This is a genomic window from Labilibaculum manganireducens, assembly GCF_963665805.2.
Classification (GTDB): domain Bacteria; phylum Bacteroidota; class Bacteroidia; order Bacteroidales; family Marinifilaceae; genus Labilibaculum; species Labilibaculum manganireducens.
On record NZ_CAXXEE010000003.1, the window covers coordinates 2,413,987 to 2,438,877 of the forward strand.

At 37.5% G+C, this 24,891-nt stretch carries 15 protein-coding genes; 3 read left to right on the forward strand and 12 right to left on the reverse strand.

The window, feature by feature from the left end:
- Positions 1 to 23 precede the first annotated feature (23 nt).
- The 3 genes from ACHZAX_RS09270 to ACHZAX_RS09280 form a co-directional block, all read right to left on the reverse strand.
- Entirely contained in the window at positions 24 to 1,250 is a 1,227-nt protein-coding gene (locus tag ACHZAX_RS09270) for an ABC transporter permease (protein WP_101311807.1), read from the reverse strand.
- Positions 1,251 to 1,657: 407 nt separating this feature from the next.
- Positions 1,658 to 2,062, reverse strand: a complete 405-nt coding sequence (locus tag ACHZAX_RS09275) for an acyl-CoA thioesterase (RefSeq protein ID WP_156195342.1) — start codon at positions 2,060 to 2,062, stop codon at positions 1,658 to 1,660.
- A gap of 157 nt (positions 2,063 to 2,219) precedes the next feature.
- Positions 2,220 to 5,168 (reverse strand): C25 family cysteine peptidase, encoded by a 2,949-nt coding sequence (locus ACHZAX_RS09280; RefSeq protein WP_320018889.1) that lies wholly within the window; start codon positions 5,166 to 5,168, stop codon positions 2,220 to 2,222.
- Positions 5,169 to 5,735: 567 nt separating this feature from the next.
- Here ACHZAX_RS09280 and ACHZAX_RS09285 point away from each other — a divergent pair.
- Positions 5,736 to 6,428, forward strand: a complete 693-nt coding sequence (locus ACHZAX_RS09285; protein WP_320018890.1) for a DNA-binding domain-containing protein — start codon at positions 5,736 to 5,738, stop codon at positions 6,426 to 6,428.
- A 402-nt stretch (positions 6,429 to 6,830) separates the two neighbouring features.
- Here the strand turns inward: ACHZAX_RS09285 and carB are convergent, their stop codons facing one another.
- The 9 genes from carB to ACHZAX_RS09330 all read right to left on the reverse strand — a co-directional run bounded on the left by carB (position 6,831) and on the right by ACHZAX_RS09330 (position 18,645).
- On the reverse strand, positions 6,831 to 10,190 hold the full coding sequence (carB, locus tag ACHZAX_RS09290) for a carbamoyl-phosphate synthase (glutamine-hydrolyzing) large subunit (RefSeq protein ID WP_245870388.1): 3,360 nt from the start codon (positions 10,188 to 10,190) through the stop codon (positions 6,831 to 6,833).
- 36 nt (positions 10,191 to 10,226) lie between these two features.
- Positions 10,227 to 11,315 (reverse strand): glutamine-hydrolyzing carbamoyl-phosphate synthase small subunit, encoded by a 1,089-nt coding sequence (gene carA, locus ACHZAX_RS09295; protein ID WP_101310638.1) that lies wholly within the window; start codon positions 11,313 to 11,315, stop codon positions 10,227 to 10,229.
- A gap of 119 nt (positions 11,316 to 11,434) precedes the next feature.
- The gene (argH, locus tag ACHZAX_RS09300) at positions 11,435 to 12,772 is read right to left on the reverse strand and encodes an argininosuccinate lyase (RefSeq protein WP_218973126.1); all 1,338 of its coding nucleotides are present in this window, start codon (positions 12,770 to 12,772) and stop codon (positions 11,435 to 11,437) included.
- A gap of 76 nt (positions 12,773 to 12,848) precedes the next feature.
- Entirely contained in the window at positions 12,849 to 13,913 is a 1,065-nt protein-coding gene (locus ACHZAX_RS09305; RefSeq protein WP_101310640.1) for a M20 family metallo-hydrolase, read from the reverse strand.
- A gap of 3 nt (positions 13,914 to 13,916) precedes the next feature.
- Positions 13,917 to 14,696 carry an acetylglutamate kinase gene (gene argB / locus ACHZAX_RS09310; protein ID WP_320018891.1) on the reverse strand — a complete coding sequence of 260 codons (780 nt, stop codon included), beginning with the start codon at positions 14,694 to 14,696 and terminating at the stop codon, positions 13,917 to 13,919.
- Complete coding sequence (locus ACHZAX_RS09315; RefSeq protein WP_320018892.1) at positions 14,693 to 15,826, reverse strand: aspartate aminotransferase family protein; 1,134 nt, start codon at positions 15,824 to 15,826, stop codon at positions 14,693 to 14,695. Before ACHZAX_RS09315 ends, argB begins: the two co-directional genes overlap by 4 nt.
- A 12-nt stretch (positions 15,827 to 15,838) precedes the next feature.
- Entirely contained in the window at positions 15,839 to 16,804 is a 966-nt protein-coding gene (gene argC, locus ACHZAX_RS09320) for an N-acetyl-gamma-glutamyl-phosphate reductase (RefSeq protein ID WP_320018893.1), read from the reverse strand.
- A 2-nt stretch (positions 16,805 to 16,806) separates the two neighbouring features.
- Positions 16,807 to 18,006, reverse strand: coding sequence for an argininosuccinate synthase (locus tag ACHZAX_RS09325; RefSeq protein ID WP_101310644.1), 1,200 nt, complete (start codon positions 18,004 to 18,006; stop codon positions 16,807 to 16,809).
- Between the two features lie 69 nt (positions 18,007 to 18,075).
- Positions 18,076 to 18,645 (reverse strand): GNAT family N-acetyltransferase, encoded by a 570-nt coding sequence (locus ACHZAX_RS09330; RefSeq protein ID WP_245870390.1) that lies wholly within the window; start codon positions 18,643 to 18,645, stop codon positions 18,076 to 18,078.
- Positions 18,646 to 19,621: 976 nt separating this feature from the next.
- Between ACHZAX_RS09330 and ACHZAX_RS09335 the strand changes: the two genes are divergently transcribed.
- Together ACHZAX_RS09335 and gltB are read left to right on the forward strand one after the other, a co-directional pair.
- The gene (locus ACHZAX_RS09335; RefSeq protein ID WP_101310645.1) at positions 19,622 to 19,897 is read left to right on the forward strand and encodes a hypothetical protein; all 276 of its coding nucleotides are present in this window, start codon (positions 19,622 to 19,624) and stop codon (positions 19,895 to 19,897) included.
- 394 nt (positions 19,898 to 20,291) lie between these two features.
- The gene (gene gltB / locus ACHZAX_RS09340) at positions 20,292 to 24,812 is read left to right on the forward strand and encodes a glutamate synthase large subunit (RefSeq protein WP_320018894.1); all 4,521 of its coding nucleotides are present in this window, start codon (positions 20,292 to 20,294) and stop codon (positions 24,810 to 24,812) included.
- Positions 24,813 to 24,891: the final 79 nt, after the last annotated feature.

A 24,891-nucleotide genomic window follows, 5' to 3' on the forward strand; every position in this document is an offset into this window, starting at 1 on the left:
TTGTATTTTTCAGATTAATATTTTTATTCGTGAGCCAAAGCTTCTATTGGTCTAACATTAGCAGCTTTCCATGCCGGAAAAAAACCAGCCAGTAAGCCTGCAAAAACCAGTACTAAAGTTGCCTGTATGCCAACGCTTAAGTCAACTGAAGGATTCATAAAAAACTCTATTTGAGTATGTGGTGCCAGTACTTCCAGTAGTATTACCCCCAGAACCAAGCCTATATACCCTGCAGCACTGGTTATTAGAACTGATTCCAATAAAACCAAACCAACTATTGAATTTGGAGTAGCTCCCAATGCTTTACGGATACCTATTTCTTTGGTACGCTCACGCACAACAATTATCATGATATTGCTGACTCCAACAATTCCTGCAATAATTGTAAATATGCCTATTATCCAAACAAAAATTCGAATTCCGGAAAACAGAGCCATCGTCCGTTGATAGTTTTCCATATTATTATTGATCCACATAGCCCTTCTATCTGTAACGTCAAATTTATGCCGGGCTGCAAATGATTTTCTTAAATACTGCTCCATGGCCTGAAGTGACTCAATATCCGGAGTATTTGTTGTGAAAGACATATTTGATATTCGATTGGCACCGTTGAATACTTTTTGAGCCGTAGATATGGGAACATATACGCGTTGCAAATCCCTTTCTGAGTAATCTGTAAAAGTTCCTATAACCTGAAATGGAATTCCGTTTATTTTTACGTATTTACCAATTGGATTTTCTCTTTTAAACAAGGCTTCTTCAACTACAGTGCTAATGGCTACCACTTTTCTGAAATTCTTAACATCTATATCATTTAAGAAGCGTCCTTTTATATTCGATGTACTTTCTAAAGTCTCTGTATCCGGGTGAACTGCAATAATATTGTAATTAACAAACTCTGTTTTGTAAGAAATTAAATTATTCCTGAAAATGGAATATCTTGAGCTTATTTTATCAACATCTAAACCGGAATCTTTTGTTTTTTGATAGTCATCATTAGTAAATTGAATTCTTCGGCCAGCCTTCATGCCATCAAATGGCATACTGGTTCTTCCACTGTAAATCCAAAGGCTGTTCACAGCGTCTTGTTTGAATTGATCCAAAACACCATTTTGCAGACCATTACCCGATCCCAGTAAAATAATTAACATGAAAATACCCCAGGATACACTGAACCCCGTAAGAATAGTTCGGAGTTTGTTTTTTCGAATGGTTTCAAAAATTTCCTGCCACTTATCAAGATCAAACATGATTTTCAATTTAGAATTTCACAATACTTAAGTATAGACGCGCGAAGCATGCTATACGTTACAATTGTGATGTCCTGAAATTTTGGTGGTATTTAATAACGGAAGGTTTTCTTACTTGCAAGTTAAAGAAAGATTTGAAAGAAATCAATAGTTATATAAAGAAAACAAAACTATGGGCAGTACTTCGGCCGGTAGTATTATAAAAGATATGCAGAAAGGTTATGCTTGTTTTAATCTTATTTAACATTCCTTAGCAGCTATTAACCATGCTATGCTTTATCTTTGATGCATAGGTTTAGAAATAAGAATAAGTAGTTTTATCATAGATTGAGATTAAGGTTAAAATTTAGTTTTAAAAGGATCAGTTGGTTGCTGATCCTTTTTTTTGTACCAAAATCTTTTGCTCTCTAAGCCAGATATTCTGCAAACAGTTCGTCGAAAACTTCTCCTTTCGAGAGACGGCCCTTTACCAGACAGATTGTATATACTTTCCCCTTTGCACAAAGTTTGTTGTCAGATAAACGATAGATATCTTCATTAAAAACAAGTTTAACTCCTTCCCGTTCAATGTTTAAGCGTACTTCGAATTCGTCGCCACTGGTTAGTGAAGTTTTGTAGTCAATCTCGATTCTCGAAACCATAGCATCAGTTCCCTGTTCGTGCAATGCTTTAAAATTAGTTCCTATGGATTCTAAAAACTCATGTCGTGCATGTTCCAGGTAATTCTGATAAACAGAGTTGTTCACAACTCCCTGAATGTCGCACTCGTAATCGCGGACTTTAAACTTTAGATTGTATATGTAATTCACCATTAAATTGTTTTTTATTGAAAGGCTAAATCTAGTAATATTTGAAGAAACATCAATTAAAATAATTGTTTCAACTTCTTATTACAACAGGAATGTATTAAAAAAAAGAACTGCTGAGCGGGAATCTCAGCAGTTCAGGATTGTAAAGCATATCAGTTTATTACTTTACGATTAATTTTTTTGTCCAGCTTTTACCATCAGCATCTACCTGTACCATGTATATTCCGGTACTCAAACTACTCACATCAATTTCTTTTGATCCATCGGTATAGAATGTTCGAATTACATTTCCTGTAAGGCCAACAATCTTTATTTTCATTATGCCTGAAATGCCGTTTAGTTCTATTTTAAAAGAATCACTGGTTGGGTTTGGATAGAGGCTGATTGTTACATTGTCAGCAATAGCCCGTTCTCTTTCACTCCTGCTGTCCTGTACTTGTATTCCATAATCTTCTATTTCGCCATAGCTTGCATTTCCACAAGCCAATGGGGTTGCATTATAGGTAACACGAACCCTCATTCTTGTTGTTCCTAAACTTGCATCATTTGGAACTGAAACGGCACCTACTGCCTGCCCTAGTCCGCCACTAATACTATAACTTAACACATATTCTTCATCTGCATCCTCAAAATCACCATCCCGGTTCCAATCGAACCATGCTGTAACATAATTGTTTGCATCGGGACGACCAATATTAACAGTAACAGCATAAGTTCCGCCTGGCTCAACAGATGCCAATTGCGATGTGTAATCGGAATATTGATTGCAGACTGAACTATTATTGATTGTTTCGAATACCACACCAGAAATATATTCATATGAACTGCATCCGTTTGTTGTTGCTTCGCAGTAATCTTGCTGAATTGGAGTACTTACTGTAATCAGATCGGTGACTGTTTTTGTATCTGTACTACCTGTTTTCGACGCAGTTAATGAAACAGAATAGGTTCCCTCTGTATCGTAGCTTACTGTTGGGTTTTGAGAGCTGCTTACTGTTGGAGTTCCTCCTGTAAAAGACCAGTTCCATGCTGTTGGATTGTTTGATGACAAATCAGTAAAACTAATGCTTTCTCCTTCATAAACGGAAGTTTTGTTTGTCGTAAAATTGGCAATTACATCGGTATCTCCTGATCCTGAAATATTGATATTTGCCACGTAAGGAATTTTATTATAGGCACTTACTGTGATCTTTACTGTTCCGCTTGCAGGCAAGGGACTGAAAGAGACAGTTGCCGTTCCGTTGCTGATTTTTGCTGTTCCCAAAATTTCGCCGCTTAAAGTCAACGAAACCCATGCGTCTTCGGTTGCACAAGTAACTGCCAATTGATTGCTGTTGGGAGCAATGGTGCCTGCATGACTTACTTGCAGACTGCCGGGAGTTTTGGTTCTAACCTGTAAGGATGGATCTCCGAATATGGTCCATGTATCCAACATGGTTTCTCCTCCCGATCCGTAAACATCAACCATTTTAAACATTCCATTCAAAGCCAAACCGGCAAAGGTTCTACGAATATTGTTGGCGTAACTCTCCACTAAAATATCATTCATCTCAGTTTGGGCTATCATTGGCGGCACCCACGATTGATTAATGGTAGAAGCACAAATTGCCATAGCTCCTGTAGGCACACCATTGTTTGTGGCTCTTAACCATGCTTCGGCAAAGCAGGTGATTGATTTAAAGTTTCCATTCACACAGGCCACATCGAAAATAAAGGGAAGCTTGTTATTGTTGGTCAGGCTATTTACGTTGGTACTTGTGTATACCATACTGGCAAAACTGGTATTGGAACCATGACCTACATAATTGATTAAACTTTTGCCCGAATTCAGCAAACTGGTTAATTGACTTGCACTTCCTCCATCCTGATAACAGCGGGAGATGCTATATCCGTACCCTTCCAATTTGTTTTCGATGGTATTCATGTGTTCAGCATCAGAAGGGTTGGAACCCTCGTTGGATGCAATTCCTACTCCTGAGGACAGCCATGTATCAGCGGCAGTAACATCTCTCTCGTAATGAATGGTTCTATTAACCTGAGTTGTTACCTGAGCTGCATTTTCAGCAGAAAACCGACCAACAAAGATGTCGATATAGTGATCATTACCAACGATAAAACCATAGTTGTTGTCAGAATCGCCGGCACTGGTAGATGATGTTGGAACCTGCGGAGCATCGCCTACCAATAAAAGGTAGGTCAACCCATGAGTGTTGTAGTAGTTGCTTACATAGGTTTTAATTGCCGAAGCATTACCAATTGTACTTACAGCAATCATTTCAACTGATATTCCTTTTTGTTTCTTCCAAGCCACAAAATCAGCCATCTCGTCCATGAAATCATCATAACAGATAATCAACATGTTTCCCGGGGCATCATTAAGAGCCGTGTATTTGGTGCTGTTACTGGTATAATTTAAAAAATGGTTTTGATATACTTTTTCGAAACCATTATCTGCAGCCGCCGATTTTGTGCCTGACATTACATTTTTTGTTGATGTTCTTCCGCTTGGACTCACCTTCATCTCAATGTGCGTATAAATCCTCAGCTTTTTTTGAACAGGATTGTAAGCTATTGGCTGAACAACAACTGCCTGCCCCCGAACGCTTCGTAATATATACGGTTCATTCATCGAAGCTAATACGGATGGATAAAATGCATCAGTCTGATAAATTTCTCCGTATTGATAGGGAATTGTTTTGGGATCGATATCCCGGGTAAGATTTCCTTTTGAAGGGACAATTTTAATATCGGTCAGTTCGATAAACTCTGACGAAACGATCTCCACCTGCATATCGGCACTGGCAGGAATCATGATGGACTGTGCGAAACGAGGCAATGCAGGATTTCCTTTTTCAAGAATATCACCCATACCATTTGCTTCTACCTTGCAGGCATTTTCTTTTTCAATCCAAATAAGGTCGTAAGAGTTCAGTTTAAAATCAAGCACATAATTGTTCCCTTCGGATGATTTTAGTGTCATCTCGTTTTTGTCGGTTCGATTATTGGGATCGATCTTAATGTGTTCGCGCTTTTGAGCTAAAGCGTTACATGTTGGTACCAGGGTAAGAGCAATAGCGCATACCCAAAAAGAGTAGAATTTTGTTTTCATAAGTAAATTTTTAAATAGTTATCACTTGATAATAGATTGGGTAAATTCTGAATGAATATTTAGTCTTAATACTCACTATTTTCAAAATAACAAATCAATTATCACCCCTTTATTCCCCATAAAGCAAAAAGGTAACCCAAAAAATCAATAAATTTTATTGGTTATTATCCTGCAGCAGTATTACAAACTCCTTAAAGTACTATATTCACTGGTATTGAACATTATTAAACGCATTGTTTTTTTTGATGTAAAAACACATGCCTTATAGTACAAATGATTGATTCAATTCATAAAACACCACTCCCCTACTATTTAAAATAGATATAAAGTGAATAATTTCCCAGTTATGTTTGTTTTATATGATCCGGTAAGTAATACCAAATACTTTTTGAATTGAACTTACTTTGTTTCAGCTTCGGTATTGCAATAATACAAGGGCACACAAGAGTTTTTGTAATCCTGTAAAATTAAAAAGTTATCATATTAGTATTATTTAACTTGTTCATAATGCAATTATAATGTACTTTCAAAAAATATTTTGAAAATAAAAACTAATACCTGATTAAAATGATTGAATATTATTTGCATTTAAATCCATTAACCGATACTCCGGATGATTGCATAGCCAAACCATCTCCAATCGGCGTTTTAACCCGCGAAGATTTAATTAATGCATGTTGTGCCGAAGGTACAGGAATCACCCCATACGAGGCTGAGAGTATGTTTAAGCGTATCGAAACGGTGGTAACAGAGAATCTGGGAAAGGGTTACTCTATTAATACGCCATTGCTAAATATTTCGCCAAGTATTACCGGGGTGTTCAATAATTGGGATGACAGTTTTGATGGATCCCGTCACAAACTGCGTTTTAAATCATCTCCGGGTGTGTTGTTGAAGGCAGTTGCTGATTCGAGCAAACTTCACAAAATTGACCGCAAAAAGAGTATCATCGATATCTATAGCTTTACGGATCATTCCATTGGTCAGGAAACTGACAGTCTTTTGCCTAATGGTGTGGGTGAATTAAAGGGGAAACGGTTAAAAATGGATCCTTCGGACGAAAATCAAGGCATATTCCTGATTGCTGAAGATGGCACAGAACATCGGGTTGCGGTATATGTAACCAATACCGACAGCACTCAAATTTTTCAAATTCCTGAATTAACTGCCGGCAATTACGAATTACAAATAAGATGTATTGCCAAAAACAACAAAAAGCTTACCATTGGGTATTACGACAAAACTCTTAGCGTAAAATAGCACATAAAAAGCCGGTTGATCCGGCTTTTATTTTATATAGCAGTCTCCTGTTTCACCCGGATATTTCCCCTTGCACTGCTCCAAAACTTTTCCCTTGCATAAGGCAATACTCTTTCCTTGTACTACTCCAAAGTTTTCCCTTGTGTTAGGCAATACTCTTCCCTTGTACTACTCCAAAGCTTTCCCTTGTGTTAGGGAAAGACCTTCCCTTTAGGCAGGGAAATTCTTATTTCATTGTAAGGGCAGTATCAATACAAAAGCCCCGATAGATTTCAGAAATCTGCCGGGGCTAAAATAATATAATGTATTACAATGCTATCAGGTTTGCAAATTGCCTAAAAGCAATAAGCTTTTGAAAGAATTGGTACCCTCACTTATTGTGAGAGCACCAAAAGTTATATTTTACCAATCCTGCTTTTTATCTACATAATCGCTGAAGCTGTCAATTCCTAAATCTTCTATTGATTTTTTGCAGAATGAATAGATAAAGGCTGAAGCCAGACGAGCATTGGTTATTAATGGTATGTTCAGGTCGATGGCTGTTCTTCTGATCAGGTAATCGTTATTCAACTCCGATTTGCTTAAGTTTTTGGGGATGTTAATCACCAAATCAACTTTGCGCTCTTTAATTAAATTGTGAGCAGTCACTTCAACATCTTCATCAGGCCAACCTACACTTTCGATAGTAACACCGTTCTCTTCCAGGAATTTTGCAGTACCTCTGGTGCCATACAATTTGTGCCCTTTCTCTTCAAGCATCTTCGCACTTTTTAAAAGTTCCACTTTCGAGCGAATAGGACCACTGCTGATTAGGATTGCACTCTTCGGTATGCGGTAACCCACTGACAGCATTGCTTTTAGTATTGCATCGTAGTAATCAGCTCCTATACAGCCAACTTCACCGGTTGATGACATATCTACACCCAAAACCGGATCTGCTTTCGACAATCTTGAAAAGGAAAACTGAGAGGCTTTTATTCCAATATGCTCCAATTCGAACATCGAGGGTAAATTGTTTGGAATAGGAACATCCAACATTGCCTGAGTGGCAGTTTCGATAAAATTAAAGTCCATTACCTTCGAAACAAAAGGAAAACTTCTACTTGCACGCAGGTTGCACTCGATAACCTTAATGTCGTTATCTTTTGCCAGCAACTGCATGTTGAACGGTCCGGTAATGTTCAGTGATTTTGCTATTTTAGCGGCTATTTTACGAATTCTGCGAATGGTTTCGAAATACAGTTTTTGCGGTGGAAATACCAAAGTAGCATCTCCCGAATGCACTCCGGCAAACTCAACGTGTTCCGAAATGGCATCAATAATAATGTCACCATTTTTAGCTACTCCGTCAAACTCGATTTCTTTTGCTTCCTGAATAAATTCACTAACAACAACCGGATACTGTTTTGATACCTGCGCAGCTAAATCCAGAAAATGGCCTAATTCATCCTTGTTCGAAACCACATTCATTGCAGCACCCGAAAGCACATAACTTGGGCGAATCAAAACAGGAAATCCTACTTCATCAATAAAGTCATTAATTGCCTCTTTGCTTGTCAACTCATTCCATCTTGGCTGATCAATTTTCAATTCATCAAGCATGGCTGAGAATGTCTGACGGTTTTCGGCTCTGTCGATCGATTCAGGAGACGTTCCTAACACTTTTACATCTGCCTTGTGCAAACGCATCGAAAGGTTCTGAGGAATTTGTCCTCCTACCGATACAATTACACCGCGGGGCGATTCCAAATCGATAATATCCAAGACTCTTTCGAATGAAAGTTCATCAAAGTACAAACGATCACACACATCGTAATCGGTACTTACCGTTTCCGGATTGTAATTGATCATTACCGACCGTAGTCCTTCTTTATTTACTGCGTTCAGCGCATTTACACTGCACCAGTCGAATTCAACGGAAGACCCGATTCGATAGGCTCCGGAACCTAAAACAATAACCGATTGATTGTCGTCTGCATAAGTAATGTCATTTTCATCACCACTGTAAGTCAAATAAACGTAGTTGGTTTGTGCAGGATACTCTGCAGCCAATGTGTCAATTTGCTTAACAACCGGAACAATCCCTTTTGCTTTACGATGTTTTCTCACCTCTAAAAGCTCCGATTCCATGTCAGTTCTCTCTGGCTTTAAAACAAAGCGTGCTAACTGGAAATCGGAAAAACCGTATACTTTTGCTGCTTTTAGTAAAGTGTCAGGTAATTCCTGTAAGTTATTGTATTTCTGAAGATCCCATTTCAATTTTGTGATGTGTTCCAGCTTACTTAGGAACCATTTATCAATTTTGGTGAGATCATGAATTTTATCAATGGAATATCCTTTTTCAAAAGCTTGCGCGATAGAGAAAATACGCATATCTGTTGGATGAGTTAATTCCCGATCAACATCGTCGAACTTTGAATGAACATTCCCAACAAATCCGTGCATTCCCTGTCCGATCATACGCAAACCTTTTTGAACGGCTTCCTCGAAATTACGACCAACGGCCATTACTTCTCCTACACTCTTCATGCTGGAACCAATCTCTTTGGTTACACCTTCAAACTTGTTTAAGTCCCAACGTGGAATTTTACAAACTACGTAATCCAAAGCAGGTTCGAAACAAGCTGTTGTTGTTTTTGTTACAGCATTCTTAAGCTCGTGCAGGGCATAACCCAAACCAAGTTTAGCCGCAACAAAGGCCAAAGGATAACCCGTTGCTTTTGAAGCCAATGCAGATGATCTTGATAAACGGGCATTTACCTCAATTACACGGTAATCTTCCGAATTGGGATCAAGAGCGTACTGAACGTTACACTCACCCACAACACCAAAGTGACGAATAATCTTAATTGCCAGTGATCTTAGTTTGTGATACTCCGAATTGGTTAATGTTTGCGATGGTGCAATAACAATACTCTCACCTGTATGAATTCCCAGCGGATCGAAATTTTCCATATTACAAACTGTAATACAGTTGTCGTATGCATCCCGAACCACTTCATATTCTACTTCTTTCCATCCTTTTAATGATTCCTCAACCAATATCTGACTTGAATAGGATAAGGCATTTTCAGCCAACTTCTCCAATTCTGCCATATTCGAACAGAATCCACTTCCTTGTCCTCCTAAAGTAAAGGCTGCACGAACAATAATTGGAAAACCTAGTTTTTCTGCCGCTTTTAATGCTTCAGGAATCGATTCAACAGCAAATGACTGCGGGGTTTTCACATCGATTCCACGAAGTTCGTTGGCAAATATCTCTCTGTCTTCAGTTTTAATAATGGTCTCGATTGGAGTCCCTAAAACCTGAAGATTGTATTTCTTTAGCAATCCGGCATTAAAAAGCTGAATACCACAGTTTAATGCAGTTTGTCCTCCAAAAGCCAAAAGGATTCCATCAGGCTTTTCTTTTAAGATCACCTGTTCTACAAAATAAGGTGTAACCGGCAAAAAATAAATTTGATCGGCAATTCCTTTTGACGTTTGTACTGTTGCAATATTGGGATTGATAAGTACCGTATAAATACCTTCCTCCTTCATTGCTTTTAATGCCTGTGATCCAGAATAGTCAAACTCCCCTGCTTCACCAATTTTAAGTGCTCCGGAACCTAATACCAGTACTTTCTTTATGTTGTCTTTTATCATTTTTCTTAAGCTGAGAGCCATTAGCTTATCGCTTTTGGCTGTTAATTGATAATTGTTTTTCTTTAAAAATACCCTCCTCTGTTCTCCGGACATCTCCCCTAAAAAGGAGAACCGCATACAGATGGGACTTTTTTAACTTTTACCTTTCTCCTTTTACCTTTTAACTTTATGATCTTCCATCATTTTAATGAAATCGTCGAACAGAAATTCGGTATCTGTAGGGCCACTGGAAGCTTCGGGGTGAAACTGAGACGCGAAAAATGGTTTGCTTGTGTGCTTTAATCCTTCGCATGTGCCATCATTGGCATTAACAAACAATGGCTCCCACTCTTTTGGCAAGGTATCCATATTAATGGCGTACCCGTGATTTTGAGAGGTAATAAAACAACGCTTGCTTCCCTTTAAAACAACCGGCTGATTGTGACTACGGTGTCCGTACTTCAGCTTATAAGTATCAGCGCCGGCAGCAAGAGCCATTAATTGTGTTCCCAGACAAATACCCATAATTGGTGTATCCTGACCGAAAACTGTTTTTAGATTGGCGATTGCTTTTGTATTTTGTTTTGGATCACCAGGACCATTGGATATGAATAATCCATCGTATTCTTCCTTAGTGAAGTCGTAATCGTGTGGAACTCTGATTACTGTGGTATCTCTTTTTAACAAACAACGAATAATGTTGTTTTTCACACCACAATCCAACAATACTACTTTGTGTTTTCCATTTCCGTAAACAATTTTTTCGGGTGTGCTTACCTGAGCTACAAGATTCTCCAGATTTGGATCTTTCCATTCAGGTTCTTTGCCTTCAAAAACAATTTTAGCAAGCATACTGCCTTGTTCCCGAAGTTTTTTTGTTAGTGCGCGGGTATCAACACCATATATTCCTGGTATTTTATGTTGTTTCATCCAGTCACCAAGGCTTAAACTCGCATTCCAATGACTGAATTCCTCGGTATAATCGGACACAATAAATGCAGACACCTGAATTTTTTCTGACTCATAAAAACGAAACAAGTCGTCTTCCTGCAGTGTTCCCGGCACTCCGTAATTTCCAATCAGAGGAAAAGTACTAACCAGAATTTGTCCGCGGTACGAAGGATCGGTTAAACTTTCCGGATATCCGGTCATTGCAGTATTAAATACCATTTCACCGGAAATGGATTCCTGGTAACCAAATGATGTACCGATATATTCCGATCCATCCTGTAAAATTAATTTAGCTTTTGTCTCTCCTGACATAAAAGTTCTATAAAATGGTTAATATTTTTAGTACTTGATAATAGTTTTCAGTAATTAGTTATGAATTGAAAGTATTCCGTATTTTCCAATGCTGATTACTCTTTACCAGTTACTTCTATTTATATTCTATTCAGTAAGTTCATGTAAGCCTCTTTGGTTTTGTTGAAATTAAAACCAACGAAAATCTCATTCATCTTATCTACAATTTTATCATTGCATAAATTGCCGATACTGCCTTCGTGAACATGATTCACTTTACCTTCGTATTTGAAAGTACCTTCCTCCACAATTTGTCCGATCTTTTTGTAAGCATCCCGGAAAGGAACACCGTTAAGCACCATTTGGTTGACTTCCTCAACTGTAAACATGTACTTATAACGTTCATCCTTCAAAACCTCTTTATTGATTTTAACTTCGGAAAGCATGATTCGTGTCATTTCCAGACAGGCAATCATTTTATCGAAAGCTGGCATAAAGAACTCTTTTGTTAGCTGATAATCTCTATGATATCCCGAAGGAAGATTTGACGTTACTGCCTGAATTTGTGCCGGCAACATCTGCAAAGCATTTGCATGAGCCCGAATCAACTCAAAAACATCAGGATTCTTTTTGTGAGGCATAATGCTGCTTCCTGTTGTTAATTCATCAGGAAAACTTAAAAAATTGAAATTCTGACTGTTATACAAACAGGCATCCATAGCTAATTTTCCGATTGTCATGGCCATGCTTGCCAAGGCAGAAAGAACGGTAAACTCCATTTTGCCACGCCCCATTTGTGCATAAACTACATTATAACTTAAATCTCTAAAACCTAGTAGGTCAGTAGTCATTTGTCTGTTTAACGGGAATGATGAGCCATAACCGGCACCCGATCCTAATGGGTTCTGATTAACCACTTTGTAGGCAGCCTGCAGCACCATCATGTCATCGGTCAAGCTTTCGGCATAAGCACCAAACCATAAGCCGAACGAGGATGGCATAGCCACCTGTAAATGTGTGTATCCAGGAATTAATACATCCTTATTCTCATTACTCTTTGCAATCAACTCATCAAAAAGCAATCTTCCTTCCCGAACAATTTCTTCCAGTTTGTTTCTTGTAAATAGCTTTAAATCCAAAAGAACCTGATCGTTTCTTGATCGTCCGCTGTGAATCTTTTTTCCAATATCACCTAAAGCTAAAGTAAGCTGATATTCAATTTGAGAATGAACATCCTCAGTGCCATCATCAATCACAAAATCATTATTTTTTATCGAGGAATAAATTTTCCGTAATTCTTCCTGAATCAATTTTAATTCTGTTTTTTCCAATAATCCGATGGATTCGAGCATTTCAATGTGTGCAAGCGATCCCAGCACATCAAACGCGGCAAGCTGCAAGTCCAATTCGCGATCCATTCCAACAGTGAATTGTTCAATTTTTTTATCAACTTTTACGCCTTTATCCCAAAGTTTCATAGTAATTCTCTTTAAAGTTAGGTGTTAGTGTATATTATTGCTTAATCCGTTTTATTTTTCAACAAGTGATTTCCGGTTATATTTTCAAACCGTTCAACAAGTTATAATATTTTTCAATTCCTTTTTCAATTTCATCCATGTAGATGAACTCGTCAGCGGTATGAGATCTGGCCGAATCTCCGGGACCCAATTTTAAAGTTGGAAATCCCTTCATAATTGCCTGATCGGATGTGGTTGGAGAACCGTAATACTTCATTCCTAAGTTCAATCCTGTCTGAATTAACGGGTGCTCCAATGGTATTCCTGAAGAATTCATTCTAAAGGACCGGGCTGTAACATTACTTTCCAACTTTTCTTTGATGATTGCAAATGCTTTTTCGTTAGAATAATGCTCATTCGTGCGGACATCCACTACAAATTTGCATGATGATGGAATTACATTGTGCTGTTTCCCTGCATTAATTTGCGTTACAGTCATTTTCACTGCTCCCAGCATCTCAGATTCCAAAGCAAATTTATAAGAATGAAGCCATTCTATATCTCTCATTGCAATAGTTATTGCGTTGACACCCTCGTTACGGGCTGCATGTCCGGGAACACCGATAGCATCACAATCCAGCACCATCAAGCCTTTTTCAGCGATGGCCATTTCCATAAGTGTCGGCTCACCTACAATTCCAACATCAATTCGTCCTATTTCATCCTGTATCAGCTCAAAACCTCCGGTTCCTGATATTTCCTCTTCGGCAGAAGCTGCAAAAACACGGTTGTAATCTTGATCGGTGCCTTCCAAGGCTAAAAATGATGCAAATAAAGAAACCAAACAGCCGCCCGCATCATTGCTGCCCAATCCGTACAATTTGCCCTCGGACACTTCCGGATTGAAAGGATCTTTTGTATACTTTTCAGAAGGTTTTACGGTGTCTAAATGAGAATTCAGCAACAAAACCGGCTTTTTATCATCAAAATCCTTATTGAAAGCCCATACATTATTTCCTTTGCGGTGTACCTGATATCCAAAGTCAGTTAGTTTCTGTTCCATTACATCGGCAGCTTGATTTTCCTGTTTGCTGTATGATTGAATAGAAATCAATTGCTTAAGAGTGGTCAAGGCTATTTCGGTATACTTTTTTAAATCCATAAGCTAAGAATTAACAATTTGTGTTCCTGAGGAATGATTTGTCTCCATTGAAACAAAATTCCCGATTACGACCTCTTCCACTCCTTTTGATAAGGCATAAAATGCATTTTGTGTTTTGGGCAGCATTCCTGTGTTTATCTTGCCCGATTTCACCATTTCAGAGCATTTTACTTTAGAAAGAACAGGCATTACACTGCTGTCATCCTCCGCATTCATTAATACTCCAAGTTTTTCGAAACTATAAATCAATTTCACCTTATAGAAACGACTTAAAGCAACGGCTACTTCTGTTGCCACCGTATCAGCATTGGTGTTGAATAATTGTCCCTTGCCATCATGAGTAATTGGGGCAATAACCAAAACCGAATTGCATTCAATTTGCTTGCATAAAGCCAGGGTATTCACTGCTGTAACATCACCAACAAAACCAAAATCGACCTTTGTATTGCTTCTTTTCTCAGCTCTTATAAGATCTAAATCGGCACCACACATCCCCATCGCATTTACTCCACGAGCTTGTAAAGCAGCAACAATGTTCTTATTAATTAATCCGGCATAAACCATGGTAACCAACTTCAGGTTTTCGGCATCAGTTATGCGTCTTCCATCCACCATTTTGGTTTGAACTCCAAGTTTGCCTGCTAAATCGGATGCTAGTTTTCCACCTCCGTGAACCAAAACAATCTTGCCGTTTAAATTTGAAAATGCATCGAGAAAATCATTTAGTTTTTCGGTATCGTCAATTACGTTACCACCAATTTTTACAACAGTTAAATCTATCATACCATTACAATTTGGGTTAGTTTTTGAAATGCTTGAATGAATTGATCCACCTCTTTTTTGGTAATTGAAAGTGGCGGCAGTAAACGAAGTGTTGTACTACCTGATGATCCTGTGAAAATTCCATATTCCTCAAGAAGCTGTTTCCTGATTTTAGGCATATTCTCAAGATCAATACCAATCATTAATCCTTTCCCCCTTATTGCTTTTATTGCCTTATTATCTTTTAATTCAGAGATTAAATAATCTCCCAATTTGTTTGCATTATCGATTAACTGTTCCTCTTCAATTGACTCTAATACAGCCATTCCCGCAGCACATGCCAAATGATTTCCACCAAAGGTTGTTCCTAACATTCCGCTCCATGCTTTTATTTCAGGTGAGATAATTACTCCGGCAATTGGAAATCCATTTCCCATTCCTTTCGCAGTAGTTATAATATCTGCCTTAATACCAGCATGCTGATGTGCGAAAAATTTCCCTGTTCTTCCATAACCCGACTGAATCTCATCCAAAATAAGCATTGCTTTGTGAGCTTTGCACAAGCTTTCGGCAGACTTCAAGAAATCAGCCGAAGGTTCTACAACACCGTTCACACCTTGTATTCCTTCGATAATCACTGCGGCAACGTCATTTTTCCCAAGAGCTTTTTCAAGTGCAGGAATGTCATTCATCTCTATAAAAACAACGTCGTGTTTTACATTAAATTCTGATGATAAAACAGGATTATCGGTAATTGCCAAAGCACCACTGCTTCTTCCGTGAAAAGCTCCTTTAATTGCAACAATTTTCGATTTGCCAGTGTGAAAAGATGCCACTTTTAGAGCATTTTCATTGGCTTCGGCTCCTGAGTTACACAAGAATAAGTTGTAATCATCGTATCCTGAAAGTGTCCCCAATTTATTAGCCAATTTCTCCTGCATATCATTTCTTACTGCATTCGAATAAAAGCCTAAACAATGAAGTTGGTGCTCCATTCTGAAAATATAGTGAGGATGACTGTGACCAATTGAAATCACACCATGTCCACCATAAAAATCTAAGTATTTATTTCCTTTATCGTCAGATATGCTTGATCCTTTCCCATTAACGAGGTTTATATCGTAACAATTATATACGTTAAATAATTCCATTTCTTTCTTTTTTTAAAATCCAACCGGCTTTAAGCCCAATCCCAATATTTCCGGCATTCCAAATAATAAATTCATATTCTGAACTGCCTGACCAGAAGCCCCTTTCAATAAATTATCAATCACTGAAATAATCATCAGTTTGCTGCCATGTTTTTCAAGATACAATACACATTTATTTGTGTTTACAACTTGCTTTACATCGGGCGATATATTTGATATTGAAACGAATGGATGATTTTTATAATATATTTTGTACTTCTCAACAGCTTCTTCTGCAGACCAATCACAATCGGTATAGATTGTGGCCATTATTCCCCGGCTAAAGTTTCCTCTAACGGGAATAAAATTGATTTCTCTATCGAAATTGGGTTGAAGTTGCAAAACCGTTTCTGTTATCTCAGCCAAATGCTGATGAGTAAATGCTTTGTATACCGAAACATTGTTGTTTTTCCAGCTAAAATGTGAAGTTGATGTTGGATTCTGACCAGCACCAGTTGATCCTGTTATTGCAGTAATATGAACCTCCTCCTTCAATTTATTTTCTTTAGCTAAAGGCAATAATCCCAATTCAATGCAGGTAGCAAAACATCCCGGATTGGCTATTTTATCAGCATTTACAATTTTATCTTTATTAATTTCCGGTAATCCGTAAACAAAACCTTTTTCATTTGCTTTTGGTCTGAAATCAGTACTTAAATCGATAATTTTTACAGTCTCAGGCAAATTATTCTCTTCCAAAAACAATTTGGTCTTCCCATGTCCCGAACAGATAAACAAAACATCAATTGCCTTATAATCAGCTTCGGAAAATGACAAATCAGTATCCCCTAACAAATCCCTATGGACATCCGATACCGGATGTCCCATATGACTTGTACTCTGCACGAAACTGATATTTGCCTGCGGATGCCAAATTAAAATCCGTAACAATTCTCCCGCCGTATATCCTGCTCCTCCTATAATTCCTACATTCACCATAATTACTGCTTATTTACGGTGTAATAAATCTTCAATGAATTAGCCAGAATATTGGTAAATCCTTTTGCATCATCTGCTGTCCATCCTTTACTGCTTTCGCCGTACTGACCAAATAAATCAGTCATTAAGTCGTTGGGTGAAGTAATGCCTTCAACAAAGAAATGTTTTGGATTCAAATTTAAAATAACTGTTCCTGTTACCTTTTTTTGAGTGTCAAGAAGGAAAGTCTCCATGTTTCTCATTACCGGCTCTAAGTACTGAGCTTCGTGTAACAACATTCCATAGAAATTTGCAATTTGCTCTTTCCAGTGCATTTGCCATTTGGTAAGCGTGTGCTTTTCAAGAGTTTGATGAGCTTTAATAATCATTAAAGGCGCAGCAGCTTCAAATGCAACCCTTCCTTTTGTTCCAATAATTGTGTCACCAATGTGCATGTCTCTTCCAATGCCAAATTGAGAACCAATTGCTTCAATTTTTTTAATTGCATCCAAAGGATGTTGTACTTTTTCTCCATTCACACTAACCAATTCTCCCTTTTCGAATCCTATGGTCAGCTTTTCCGATTCGGTTTTAACAACCTGTTTTGGATAGGCATCTTCCGGAAGAGGTTGATCTGAAGTTAAAGTTTCTTTTCCACCGATACTTGTTCCCCAGATTCCTGCATTAATGGAATATTTCATTTTTTCGAAATTGGCCGAAATACCATTTTCTTTCAGGTAATTGATTTCTGTCTCCCTGCTTAATTGCATATCTCTGGTTGGAGTAATGATTTCGGCATTGGGAGCCATTATTTTAAAAATAAGATCAAATCTTATCTGATCGTTACCAGCTCCGGTACTTCCGTGAGCGATATAATCAGCATCAATGGAATGGGCATATTGAGCAATTGCCATGGCTTGAAATGCTCTTTCTGAGCTTACCGACAATGGGTAGGTGTTGTTTTTTAAAACATTTCCCATTATCATGTATTTAATGCATTTATCGTAGTATTCTTCGGTAATATCAAGTGAGGCGTGCTGAACAACTCCCAGTTGTTTTGTCCTGTTCTCTATATCAGCTAATTCTTCCTTGCTGAAACCACCTGTATTACCCAATACTGTGTACACATCCATGTTTAACTCCTTAGACAAATAAAGTGCACAGTATGTTGTATCTAAACCTCCGCTATATGCTAATACTACTTTTTTCTTAGTTGATGTCATTATATTGTTATTTGTAGATTTTCAAAATCTTGTTGATAAATTGATGAAATTGCTTTCTTTTCAGAATAATTACTTTTTATCCTTTCTATTGGGATCATACAGCATACCTGTACACAAACACATTTTCCGATTGGTTCGCTGCAATATGTCGTAATTCACACAACCACTGCATCCTTTCCAAAATGTATCATCTGTAGTTAGCTCCGAAAAGGTAACTGGTCTGTATCCTAATTCTGAATTGATTTTCATTACAGGAAGACTGGTGGTGAGTCCAAATATTTTGGCTTCAGGATAACGTTTTTGCGATAGCTCGAATGCCTTGGCTTTAATCATTTTAGCCAAACCTACAGCTCTGTAATCAGGATCAACTATTAGTCCCGAATTAGCTACATACTTACCATGTTCCCAGGTTTCTATATAACAGAAACCAATAACTTTATCCTGATCAAAGGCGATAATTGCCTTTCCTTCCTGAATTTTTTGTACGATGTACAAAGCTTCTCTTTTAGCAATTCCGGTGCCGCGGATTTTCGCAGCACTTTCAATCATATCACAAATTTCCTGGGCATATTCGTAATGCCTTAAACCTGCTATAATGACACTTAATTTTTGCTCAATTTCCATTGAAGTATCTATCATTTTATTTTAAATAATCTAAATTTCCCAAAAAAGTGCTACTGCTGTTAAGCACAACCACCTGTTATTTAATTCTACAAAAAAATCCGCTCTTGCGGTCTGATTGTTTTGTTCCCGAAAACAGCGTCTTCGATAGTCTAAGGAGTTGAAAAAATTCATTTTTTTATTTTTAATTAATACAAAAAAAGCTTACCGTCCGAAAACAGTAAGCTTGTTAATTATGATATTTCAATAACAGAAACAGCAAGCTCATCCGTTCCCCCTGGGTAACAGTTACTACGCAAATGGCGTCGGCTTTGAGTATAGATGATTTGCTTCATTTCTATTTGTGATTATATAGTTTCAAAAAAAAGGCTTACCGGTAAAAACGGTAAGCCTTTTATATATTGCTGTTAATCATTGATTACAAGACAATACGACACCAACCGCTTTTCCTAAAGGAGCGCTCTGTCTTCGTCGTTGTATGTTGTAAAATAAAATCATTTGATGTTTTTTTCTGTTGTTTCAAGTTCAAAAAAAATGCTTCCCGATATGGAAAGCTTGGAAAATTAAATATGCCAGAGCTTATACCTTATTGTTTGGATAAAGATCTAATAAAGCGTCGTCGAATAATTTGTAAATTTTCCATACCTGTTCTTATTTGTTGCCTACAAAGATAAATGCAAAAAACAGTAATATCCTAATAAAACCATCTTTTTTTTAGTTCATCCTTATTTAAAACCTTTGCGTATAAATTTCATGGTGTTTTTTAATGAAATACCATCAACAATCAGCACTCATCTTTCTGAAATTTCATGTTTTTTTGTAAGGATAACGAATGGAATTCAATCAAACAATTTAGATGAAACCATATCTTTTAGTCTAAATAATAGTGCATTATAGTTTTTTAACAGTTCTAAATTCATTTTTTTAGCAACCATTTATAAATTGCGCCGTAGAATTGCATTAGTATCTAAATTTAAAAAGATTTGAAATTATCATGGAGTTAAAAAAAATTGTTGGATTTGTGTTGTTGGGCTTAGCTGTTGTTACTTTCTTCCTTTATCTCTCCTTACCTTTTATTCTATCGGGTTCTAATAAAATCATTCTGCTAACGGCATCCGTTTATCTTCTGAATAAAGTTTTCTTTTATTCTTCAATTTATATTTTAGGGAAACAATTCATTTCCAAATTTGGAAAATATTTACCCAAATGGATTGAAAGACGATTGTTAAAATTATTAAAAGTTCAACCTGTTGTTGAAACAAACAATTAGCAATCTTCTTTGCAACACTAAACATAAATTTTAAAAGACAATTCCTTCGCATTCTTTGCAGATAAATGCCTCTTATTTTCATAAATGCCTGAATATCACGCAAACCTTTGCAATGATAATTATCATGTTTTTTTCACTTTTCAAACGTTTCCGCTAATATACTTAACAATAATAATTGCATATGTAGATTTAATTGTGTTATATTTGCTCAACGGATTAGACAAGCAAAAAATTGATCACCTCCATCTTTGGGTGTTTCTTGAATTAAGGCAACGACTCTCGGATTTATAAAAGTCGTTACTAAATGATATGGAATGGGGATTTCTATTCATTTCTTAAGGTCCTTAAGTTTAAAAGATAAAATCATTTCCTGGCTTCGCACTAAAAATTGCCTATGCGAAACCTTAGACCAAAACAGCAGGGTCTTTACGACCCTCAGAACGAACATGACAATTGTGGGATTGGCTTTGTAGCCAACATTAAAGGAAAAAAATCTTTCGAGATTATTACCCGTGGACTGGAGGTGCTTTGTAATATGGAACACCGGGGCGCGCGTGGTGCTGATAATGTAAGTGGTGATGGTGCCGGTATTTTAATGCAATTGCCTCACAGTTTCTACAAAAAAATTGGAATCAAGCTTCCTTTAGCAGGAAGATATGGTACCGGTTTAATTTTCTTACCAAAAGACGAAACCGAAGAAAAGTTCTGTCTTGAAGTTCTTATTCAGATTCTGGAAGAAGAAGGATTGGAATTTCTTCAATTACGTGATGTCCCAACGGACACCAATGCAATTGGTGAAATTGCAAGACAATCGGAACCAGTGATCAAACAAATCTTTGTTGGTGGAAATTACGAACAGGATGAATTGGAACGACGACTCTATTTAGCTAGAAAACAAGCTGAAAGTTATATTCGCGCAACTAAAATGAAGGAAAAGGAGATGTTTTACATTCCTAGTCTTTCGTCTAAAGTTTTGGTTTATAAGGGAATGTTTGCAAGCGACCAACTGGGGAAATACTATAGTGATCTTCAGGATTCCCGTATGGAAAGCGCTATTGCAATGGTTCACTCACGTTTTAGTACCAACACATTCCCTTCCTGGGATTTAGCTCAGCCATTTCGTATTGTAGCTCACAATGGTGAAATCAATACAATAAAAGGAAACCGTTTGTGGATGCAAGCCCGTGAATCTCTTTTAAAATCGGAGATGTTTGGTGATGACATCAAAAAACTATTCCCGGTTGTTGAACCAAACAAGAGTGATTCTGCCTCTTTTGATAATGTGCTTGAATTTTTATTCTTAACTGGAAGAAGTCTGCCGCATGCCTTGAGTATGATGGTGCCGGAATCGTGGAATGAAAAAAATCCTATCCCCGATAGTCTAAAAGCATTTTACGAATATCATTCCACTTTTATGGAGCCTTGGGATGGACCAGCTTCCTTGGTATTTTCTGATGGCCGTTATATTGGCGGCACATTGGATAGAAACGGATTGCGCCCTTCCCGATATGTAATTACTCAGGATGACATGATTGTAATGGGTTCTGAAGTGGGTATTCAACAATTTAAAGCCGAAGAAATTAAAGAAAAGGGTCGTCTAAGACCAGGTAAGCTATTGCTTGTTGATACTCAGTTAGGAATCATCATTCCTGACCAAGAGGTAAAATCACAACTGACTTATCGTAATCCTTATCAAAACTGGCTAAAAGAGAATCGTTTGGATTTAAAGGCTATTCCTGTTGAAAAAAGGGTTCCTTCAGATATTGGAGATCATTTTAACATTTGCCAGAAGACCTTTAACTATTGCAAAGAAGATTTTGAAAGAGTTCTTCTGCCCATGGCAACGGGCGCACAAGAGCCTGTGGGATCGATGGGTAACGATGCTCCGATACCAGTGTTGTCGCCAAAATCGCAATTGTTTTTCAATTACTTCCGTCAATTATTTGCCCAGGTAACCAATCCTCCAATTGATTCAATTCGGGAGAATCTGGTGATGGATCTGACCAATTATATAGGATCAGTTCAGAAAAATCTATTGGATGAAACAGCTCAGCATTGTAAGTTAATTCGATTCAAAAGTCCGTTAATTACTAATACTGATCTTGGCAAGATAAAGAAACTTAAGCATGAAGAGTTCAGACATCAATCCATTGATATACTGTTTAAAGCATCTCAAAATGGTGCTGGCTTGGAAAGTGCTCTGGATTCTATTTGTCTGTTAGCCGAAAAAGCTGTTGATGAACAGAAAAATTACATTATTCTTACGGATCGGAATATGTCCGAATCAATGGCTCCAATTCCTGTTCTTTTAGCTGTAGCAGCGGTTCATCATCATCTTATAAAAAAGAGAAAGAGGATGCAGATTGGTCTCGTTGTGGAAACGGGTGAGGCTCGTGAAGTAAATCATATTGCCTTACTGATTGCATACGGGGCTAGTGTTATTAATCCATACATGAGTTATGCGGTTATTGACAAATTGGTGAAAGATGGAAGAACCAGTCTTGAATATAAAACGGCTCGTAAAAACTATATAAAAGCCGTTGATAAGGGATTGCTAAAGGTGATGTCTAAAATGGGAATATCAACCATTGGCAGTTATCTTGGTGCCCAAATTTACGAGGCTTTAGGTGTAAGCAAGGATGTTATTGACAAATACTTCACTGGTACAATTTCCAGAATTGAGGGAATTGGATTAAAAGAGATTTCAGAAGAAATTCTTTGTCATCACAAGAAAGCTTATTCAGAAGAGGATCCTTTCGATAATCAGGATTTGCTTACGAATAATGGAAATATTCACTACAGAAAAAATGGTGAGCCTCATAGCTGGAACCCTGAAACAATAGGATTGCTGCAATGGGCAACCAGAACAAATGATTTCAAAAAATTTAAGGAATACAGCACAATTGTAAATAAGGAAACTGCTTCTCCCAATTTTTTAAGAGGTTTCTTTGATTATAAAAAGAATCCTATTGATATCAATGAAGTAGAACCGGTTGAAAACATCATGAAAAGATTTTGTACTGGTGCCATGTCTTATGGTTCCATTTCAAAAGAGGCTCATGAAGCTCTGGCTATTGCCATGAATAAAATTGGCGGCAGAAGTAATACCGGTGAAGGTGGAGAAAGTTCAAAACGCTTTTATTCAAGTGCAAGAAGTTCAATTAAGCAAATTGCTTCAGGTCGATTTGGTGTAAATGCTGAATATCTTGTAAATGCTGATGAACTGCAAATTAAGGTAGCTCAAGGTGCAAAACCGGGAGAAGGAGGTCAATTGCCTGGATTTAAGGTTGATAACATCATAGCTAAGCTTAGAAATTCTACTCCGGGGATTACACTGATCTCTCCTCCTCCACATCATGACATTTATTCAATTGAAGATTTAGCACAATTAATTTTCGATCTGAAAAATATAAATCCAACAGCTTGTGTAAGTGTGAAGTTGGTTTCAGAAAATGGTGTTGGAACTGTTGCTGCGGGTGTTGCCAAAGCAAACGCTGATCTTATTGTGATTGCTGGTTGCGAAGGCGGAACAGGCGCAAGTCCGTTGAGTTCAATTAAACATACAGGATTACCTGTTGAACTTGGATTAGCAGAGGCGCAGCAAACACTTGTAATGAACGACTTGCGTGGTCGTATCAAATTACAAACCGATGGACAATTAAAAACCGGAAGAGATATTATTTCAATGGCCTTGCTTGGAGCTGAGGAGTTTGGATTTGCTACAAGTGCCTTGGTTGTGTTGGGGTGTGTAATGATGCGTAAATGTCACCTAAACACATGTCCTGTTGGTATCGCAACTCAAAACAAGGAGCTTAGAGAAAAATTCCTTGGTCGTTCAGAATGGCTGATTAACTATTTTACTTTCTTAGGAGAAGAGTGTCGTGAATTGATGGCAGAACTTGGAATTCGAAAATTTGATGATTTGGTCGGTCGATCTGATTTACTGGAAAAACGCAAAAACATCGAAAATTGGAAAGCAAAAACAGTTAGTATAGACAACTTAATTCATCTTCCAAATACTGATGGACACACCATATGTGGTGCAAACGCTAAAATAAAATCCATTGGTGAGGTTCTTGATCATGAGCTGATTAAACAATCTGCGAAAGCGTTACATGATGGAGAAAAAGTTTGGATTGATCAGAAAATCAACAATACAGACAGAACCACAGGAGCTATGCTTTCGGGTAAAGTTGCTTTACTAAAACCAAAAAGAGTTTTAGACGAGGATACCATTCATTGCATATTTAGAGGATCTGCAGGACAAAGTTTTGGAGCTTTTCTTGAACAGGGAATTACTTTCCGTTTGGTTGGTGACTCTAATGACTATTTTGGAAAGAGCTTATCAGGAGGAAAGCTGGTTGTTTATCCTTCGGAGAAAAGCAAATTTAAACCTGAAGAACAAATTATTATTGGAAATACTGCACTTTATGGTGCAACCAGCGGATCGGCATATATAAGAGGAATGGCGGGAGAACGTTTTTGTGTTCGTAATTCCGGTGGAATAGCTGTTGTTGAAGGTGTTGGTGATCATGGTTGTGAATACATGACCGGAGGTAGAGTTGTAATTCTAGGTAAAACAGGCAGAAACTTTGCGGCTGGTATGAGTGGTGGAATTGCTTACGTTCTTAATATGGAAGGACGATTGGATTATTTCTGCAATAAAAGTCTTGTTTCACTTGAACCGGTCGAAAATATGCAGGATATTCATGAGCTTCAGGGAATGATCCACGAGCATTTGTTATTAACACAGAGTAGTGTCGCTTCTAAAGTACTTACTCATTGGGAAGAATATCTACCACATTTTGTGAAAGTTATTCCTTATGAGTATAAAAAAGTTCTTGAGGAGAAAAAACTGAAGAAGATTCACCGAAAGTTAAAAGCGGCTCAATCGCAAACAGAAGTTCACGAGTAATTAAATTTTATGGAAAGGTGAAAACAGGATTCGATCCTTTCCTTTAATTACTGCACTATTCATTAACAAACAGAACGAT